This window comes from Ralstonia sp. UBA689 (assembly GCF_002298975.1).
GTDB lineage: Bacteria > Pseudomonadota > Gammaproteobacteria > Burkholderiales > Burkholderiaceae > Ralstonia.
In genome coordinates this window covers 290,369-296,836 of sequence record NZ_DBMV01000011.1, presented here as the reverse complement: position 1 = coordinate 296,836, position 6,468 = coordinate 290,369, and the positions used below count along the sequence as shown (strand labels likewise).

Below are 6,468 nucleotides of genomic sequence, written 5' to 3'. Positions count from 1 at the left end.
CACGAAATTACTGACAGGCCCGGCTGTGCGCCCCGACAGCACTTCAGCCAGCACGAACCGGCGCCGGCCAAGAGGCAGCGCAAACATTGGGCGGCTGGCTGAGTTCGCAGCCAAAAGCGGATGCTGGCGACGCAGCCTGAGCCGCCGCCACCGCTACACCGTCGACATGCGCCGGACGATTTCCCGCAAGAGGTAGTTCGCAGCCGGACCCAGCCGCCGCCCGGTCCGGGTGATCACGTAGCGATCAAACGTACGGGCGATCGGATGGTCAAGCGGCACGGCCTTGACTTGCCCAGCAGTAATCCGCTCCTGAGCGGCCCCGCGCGTCATGAAGGCAACGGCCAGGTTTTGCGCCGCGATGGCCGAGGCGCTCCAGAACCGGTCGCACCGGAATGCCGGTACGTACGTCCGCCCGATATCAGCCACGATCGCGTTGATATAGCGCTGCACCCCGAACTCCGCAGGCATGAAGACGAGGCGCTCGTTGGCCAGCTCTTCCATCTTGACGGACTTGCGTGAGGCCATCGGATGGTCGACCGAGAAGATGGCGCACAAAGGCTCGCTCTGGAACAGGCGCGCGGTCAGCGTTGGATCATTCGTGGCGCCGATGGACACGCAAATGTCGACCACATCCTCCCGGATCATGGAGATGAGTTGGGACAGCGGGCCGGTGCGCAGCTCCACGACAATGTCGGGGTATTTGTCCAGGAAGGGCTTGAGCGCCACCGAGACCAGGCCCGTCACCATCCCCTCGCCGACAGCGATGGTGACTTGCCCCCGCTTCAGGCCGCGATATTCATCAAGCTGGGCACGGAAGCGGCGGGCATTGCGCTCGCAATCATGAAAGTAATCGACCGCCATCTGGCCCGCTTCGGTCAGCTCCATCTTGCGGCCCCGTCGCGTGACGAGCGACAGCCGCAGTTCACGCTCGGCCAGCGCAACCTGCCGGCTGATGGTCGAGACGTTCACATCCAGGCCAAGTGCCGCCTGACGCATGCCGCCGTACGTGGCGATCGCCACCAGGTACTGCAAAGTGCGCTCTGAAAGGCTTTGTCCGAGGGCGTTCAATGACGGCTCCTATGTTGCATGGGGTGCAACATTTTCGCAGGCTGAAGCGCAACTTTCCACGCCTGCTTTCACTGATACTCGTCACCAAAGTCGGTCAACGGATGCGGACATTCCCACGCCGAACAAACCAAACAGACCAAAACAAAACACAGAGTGGATCAACGCTCGAACGCATGGATGGAGGAGCATCATGAACAACGTCAGCCAGCCCGTTGAAGGCGTGGAGCAGAAGCTCCAGGCATCCCACGCGGCCAAGGGCAAAGACCCGATCAACCCCTACGTGCTGCTGTTCGGCATGCTGGTGCTGGCCACCATTGCGACATGGCTCGTGCCAGCGGGCGAGTTCTCCCGCACGGTCAGCAATGGCGTCAGCCTTGTTGTTCCCAACAGCCTGAAAGCCGTCCCGCAGCACGGCGTGATGCCCGGCGAGATGTTTGTCGCGCTGGCCAAGGGGATGGTTGATTCTGCGGCGATCATCTTTCTGATTCTGTTTACCGGCGGTGCGCTGGCCGTGCTGGAAGCGACGGGCGCGGTGCGCAATGCGCTGGGCATGGTGGCGCGCGGAAATGGCGCGCGCGCGCACATCACCGTCATCGTCATTTGCGTGGTCTTCTCGCTGCTGGGCACGCTGGGCGTGGTGACGAATTCGGTGGTGGCGTTCGTCCCGCTTGGTCTGCTGCTTGCGGAATCAATGGGCCTGTCGAAAGAAATTGGTGCGGGCCTGATTTATCTGGGCACGTATGCGGGTTTCAACACCGGCATCCTCAACCCGGTGACGACCGGCTTGACGCAGCGCCTGGCCGGCCTGCCGATGTTCTCGGGCATGGGGTTCCGGGTGTGCATCTACATCGCGTTCCTGATCGTCACCATTGTGTTTCTCATCGTCCGGGTTCGCGCGTATCAATCGCAATCGCGTGGTGCCGTGCAATCCATGGCCGCCGTGCCGCCTTCGCCCATGCAACAAGGCGCACGGCTGGACCTGCGGCAGGGCGTGGTGGTTGGCATCGTGGTCGTCTGCCTGTCGGTCTTTGTCTACGGTTCGTCAACGCTGCACTGGGCGGAGACGGAGATGGTGGCCATGTTCCTCATCATGGCAATTGCCGCAGGTGCCGTGAGCGGCATTCGGCCGGGCAAGATTGCAGATACGTTCATGCAAGGCTGCGGCGGCCTCGTCAAGGGGGCGCTGGTGGTGGGGCTGGCGCGGGCCATCTCGATCGTGCTGAGCCACGGCAAGATCCTCGACACGATCGTCAACATGCTCGCCGGATGGCTGGCGCCGCTGGATTCCACCCTGGCCGCAATTGCCATGTTCTTGAGTGCCGCGCTGATGCACGTCGGTATCTCGTCCGGCTCGGGTGAATCGGCCGTGCTGATCCCGATCTTCGCGCCGCTGGGCGACACGCTGCACCTGACCCGGCAGGTCACGGTGCAGGCGGTGCTGCTGGGCGAGGGCTTCATGAACTGCTTCAACCCAACGTCCGGCGTGTTGATGGCCGTACTGGCAACGTCCGGCATTCCGTACCTCAAGTGGGTGCGTTTTGTCGCGCCGCTTCTGGCTGCGTGGTTTGTCATCTGCATCGTCGCCATTGCAGCAGGCGTCGCCATGCATCTGGGCCCCTTCTAGTTTGTCCGCCGCTTCCGTTTCCGTTTCTGCTTGAGTCGAACATGCTTTTGCCCAACCTCAGTGCCATCTCCGATCTGCAGCCGTTTGCCGAAGACATGCGGCAGCTTCGCTACAAGCTGCATTGCTGCCCAGAACTGGCGTTCGAAGAAGTGCAGACCGCCGAGCTTGTGGCGGCCCGGCTGGCGGAGTATGGCTATTCGGTCACGACGGGCATTGCCGGCACGGGCGTGGTCGGCACGCTGCGCCTGGGCACCAGCGAGCGCAGCATCGGCATCCGCGCCGATATGGACGCGCTGCCCATCGAAGAGCTCAACACGTTCGGTCACAAGAGCCTGTATTCGGGCCGCATGCACGCGTGCGGCCACGACGGCCACACCACCATGCTGCTCGGCGCGGCCCGGCTCCTGGCGCAACGCCAGCGCTTTGACGGCACCGTGCACCTGATCTTCCAGCCAGCGGAGGAGCGCGGCTTTGACAGCGGCGCCAAGCGCATGGTCGAGCAGGGGCTCTTCACCCAGTTCCCGTGCGACGCGGTGTTTGCCCTGCACAACCACCCGGGCGCGCCGGCGGGCACGTTCATGTTCCGCAAGGGCAATTTCATGGCCGCGGGCGACCGCGTCTATATCAAGATCGTGGGCAAGGGCGGCCACGCTGCCCGCCCGCATCTGGCCAATGACCCGATCGTCGCGGCCAGCAGCATCGTGATGGCCTTGCAGACCGTTGTGTCGCGCAATATCGACCCGAGCCAATCCGCCGTCGTGACGGTCGGAAAATTCGCTGGCGGGTCTGCCCCCAACGTCATTCCGGGGGAGGTGGAACTGAGCATCAGCGTGCGGTCGTTCGACCCGGAAGTCCGGCAGCTTCTGAAAGAGCGCATCACCAAGCTCGTGCACGCCCAGGCGGAAAGCTACGGCGCGACGGCAGTCATCGACTACATGGAGGGCTACCCGGTGGTGCACAACACCGACGCCGAAACCGAGCTTGCGATTCAGGTGGCGAAGGAACTGGTGGGCGAAGACCGGGTGACGGAGCAGATGGCCCCGTTGATGGGCAGCGAAGACTTTGCCTACATGCTGCAAGAGCGCCCCGGCGCGTTCCTGCGGATCGGCAACGGCCCGGCCGATGGCGGCAAGACCCTGCACAGTGCCACTTACGACTTCAACGACGAGAACCTGGTCGTCGGCTCCGCGTTCTGGGCCCGGCTGGTGGAAAGCTATCTGCCGCTTCAGTAAGCGGTTGGCGATCGCGGCGCCGGGCGCGCCGCTATCCGGTCAAGACCGCCACTTGGCCGGCCGCTTCTCGATGAACGCGTCGATCCCTTCGCCCGCGTCTTCTTCCATCATGTTGCGCGCCATCACGTCGCCCGCGTAGGCATAGGCATCGCCCAGCGCCATCTGCCGCTGCCGGTAGAACATCGCCTTGCCATAGCGAATGGCTGTTGGGCTCTTCGACAGAATCTCTGCCACCTTGCGCGCGACGGCGCCGCCGAGCTCAGCCTCGGGCACGGCCTCGTTGATGAGTCCCCAGTCCGCCGCCGTTGCGGCGTCGATAAAGCGGCCCGTTACCAGCATGTCGAATGCGCGCTTGGCCGAGACGTTGCGCGACAACGCCACGGCGGGCGTCGAGCAGAACAGGCCGACGTTGATGCCCGACACCGCAAACCGCGCCGCTTCCGACGCGATGGCCAGATCGCAACTCGCCACAAGCTGGCAGCCCGCCGCCGTGGCCACGCCATGCACTCGCGCAATGACCGGCACCGGCAACGCCTGGATGGCCTGCATCACCATGCTGCAACGGGCAAACAGCGCTTGGTAGTACGCAAGCTGTGGTGTGCCGCGCATCTCGCGCAGGTCGTGCCCAGCGCAGAACGCCTTGCCAGCGGCCGCGAGGACGACGCAGCGCGCGCTGTCGTCGGCGGCGATGTCGTCCAGCGCACGCTGCAACGCATCGAGCATGGCTTCGGACAGCGCGTTGAATTGCTGGGGGCGGTTCAGCGTGAGCGTGATGATGCCGTTGTGCGCTTCGCGTAGCACGGGCGCGTCGGTCATCGTGTGGTTGGATTCCATGAGTGCACTCGCTTTCAGGGCAGGAATGGGGTGAATCAGATCCCCTGTTGGCAAATGTAGCCGACTCCAGCCGCTTTTTCGGGCGCGGGGTTTTCGGGCGACACCTGCCTGCCCGTACAGCGGCGATGCTGTGGCAAAGCGACACCGTGAAGTGCTTGCTCAAGCGCTTTTGTCGGGAAACCACTTGCAATATGAGGGCGAGCTATCACTTGCTGATATATTTGCTAATCCATTCATGAATCTATTCATCTATCCATTCAAAGATGGCTTCCCACGTTGATCAAATTCGTCTGTCGCTCGCCAATGGCCCCGTTGGGGCGCGGCAACTTATTGAAATCATTGGGATCAGTCAGCCGACGTTGTCGCGAGCCATCACGTCGATGGGTAATGAGGTGGTGCGATTTGGGGCAGCTCGATCTATTCAATATGCGCTGCTCGACACCGGCCGTGGCTTGGGGGACGTGCCCGTTTACCGGGTCGGAGAAGACGGCGCGATCCGGCCGCTGGGGCAATTGGTTCCCGTCCGCCCGGAGGGCTTCGTGATGCGCGAGACGGCGGGCATGGCCCGGTACAGCGAGGGCCTTCCCTGGTGGCTGGCGGACATGCGGCCGCAGGGCTTTCTCGGCCGCGCTTATGCCGCCCGGTACGCACCGGCGCTGGGGCTGCCCGCCAACGTGGCGGAATGGACGGATACACAGGCGCTGCGCGCCCTGATCCAGCACGGTCAGGATGCGGTGGGCAACCTGCTGCTGGGAGACATGGCGCGGGAGCGCTTTCTGAATACGCCGCTGCCGACGCCCATTTCGGCGGGCGCCAAGGGCGAGGTTTATGTGCGGCTGGCCCAGGAGGCCGCCAGCGGAGATCTGCCCGGATCGTCCGCCGGCGGCGAGCACCCCAAGTTCATGGCCTTTGTCGAGACGCCGGACGGCCCGCGCCACATGTTGGTCAAGTTCTCGCTGCCCGACGCCAACCTCGTCACCGAGCGTTGGCGCGATCTGCTGCTGAGCGAACACCACGCGCTCGAAACATTGGCGGCGGCAGAAGTGCTGGCGGCGCGCTCGCGCGTGGTTGATCACGGTGCGCAGCGGTTCCTTGAAGTCGAGCGGTTCGACCGCGTGGGGGCGCTGGGGCGCCGCGGCGTGTTTTCTCTTGCTTCGGTCGATGCGGAGTTTGTCGGGGAGGGCAGGGCGGCTTGGCCGGTTATCACAGCACGGCTCGCCAGCGAGGGGCATATCACCCGCGAGTCTGCTGGCGGTGCCGCGCTGCTGTATGCGTTCGGCACGCTGATCGGCAACACCGACATGCACAACGGCAACCTGTCTTTCACCAACGGCGACGCCCACCACGCGCGCCCTTACGTGCTGGCGCCGGCCTACGACATGCTGCCAATGGGCTTCGCGCCGCGCTCAAGCGGTGCCATGTCGGACATCCTGCCACTGGCCAGCCTGCACGCCAGCGTTGCGAACACGGTGTGGGCGCGGGCGCTGGGTCTGGCTCTTGACTATCTGGCGCGGATGCGGGCCGACGACCGGTTCTCAGCAGGATTCCGTCGGTGCGTGGACGGGCTCGCTGCGCATATCGACGACGCGGGCGCGAGGGTGTCGCGTCTGGGCTGAGGCGGGTGCCACGCGCACAGCGCGGCCACGCGCCTTCGAACACGCAACCAAATTTCACCGGCATTGGCGCAAAATAACGGTTTTGACGCTTTTG

At 64.1% G+C, this 6,468-nt stretch carries 5 protein-coding genes; 3 read left to right on the top strand and 2 right to left on the bottom strand.

Annotated features, from left to right (window positions below; genetic code table 11):
- Positions 1-153: 153 nt before the first annotated feature.
- The gene (locus B4F51_RS06940; RefSeq protein ID WP_296224351.1) at positions 154-1,068 is read right to left on the bottom strand and encodes a LysR family transcriptional regulator; all 915 of its coding nucleotides are present in this window, start codon (positions 1,066-1,068) and stop codon (positions 154-156) included.
- Positions 1,069-1,258: 190 nt separating this feature from the next.
- Here B4F51_RS06940 and B4F51_RS06935 point away from each other — a divergent pair, with 190 nt between their 5' ends.
- Both B4F51_RS06935 and B4F51_RS06930 read left to right on the top strand, forming a co-directional pair.
- Positions 1,259-2,692 carry a YfcC family protein gene (locus tag B4F51_RS06935; RefSeq protein WP_296224350.1) on the top strand — a complete coding sequence of 478 codons (1,434 nt, stop codon included), beginning with the start codon at positions 1,259-1,261 and terminating at the stop codon, positions 2,690-2,692.
- A gap of 41 nt (positions 2,693-2,733) precedes the next feature.
- Positions 2,734-3,924 carry a M20 aminoacylase family protein gene (locus tag B4F51_RS06930; RefSeq protein ID WP_296224349.1) on the top strand — a complete coding sequence of 397 codons (1,191 nt, stop codon included), beginning with the start codon at positions 2,734-2,736 and terminating at the stop codon, positions 3,922-3,924.
- A gap of 39 nt (positions 3,925-3,963) precedes the next feature.
- On the opposite strand, the gene B4F51_RS06925 is transcribed toward B4F51_RS06930, so the two are convergent.
- Positions 3,964-4,758, bottom strand: coding sequence for an enoyl-CoA hydratase (locus B4F51_RS06925; protein ID WP_296224348.1), 795 nt, complete (start codon positions 4,756-4,758; stop codon positions 3,964-3,966).
- A 263-nt stretch (positions 4,759-5,021) separates the two neighbouring features.
- On the opposite strand from B4F51_RS06925, the gene yjjJ reads away from it, so the two are divergent.
- Positions 5,022-6,374, top strand: a complete 1,353-nt coding sequence (gene yjjJ / locus B4F51_RS06920; protein ID WP_296224347.1) for a type II toxin-antitoxin system HipA family toxin YjjJ — start codon at positions 5,022-5,024, stop codon at positions 6,372-6,374.
- Positions 6,375-6,468: the final 94 nt, after the last annotated feature.

Excerpts from the sequence above, each read along its gene's own strand:
- yjjJ (WP_296224347.1), top strand. The coding sequence starts at position 5,022 with ATGGCTTCCCACGTTGATCAAATTCGTCTGTCGCTCGCCAATGGCCCC.
- B4F51_RS06935 (WP_296224350.1), top strand. The coding sequence starts at position 1,259 with ATGAACAACGTCAGCCAGCCCGTTGAAGGCGTGGAGCAGAAGCTCCAG.
- B4F51_RS06925 (WP_296224348.1), bottom strand. The coding sequence starts at position 4,758 with ATGGAATCCAACCACACGATGACCGACGCGCCCGTGCTACGCGAAGCG.
- B4F51_RS06930 (WP_296224349.1), top strand. The coding sequence starts at position 2,734 with ATGCTTTTGCCCAACCTCAGTGCCATCTCCGATCTGCAGCCGTTTGCC.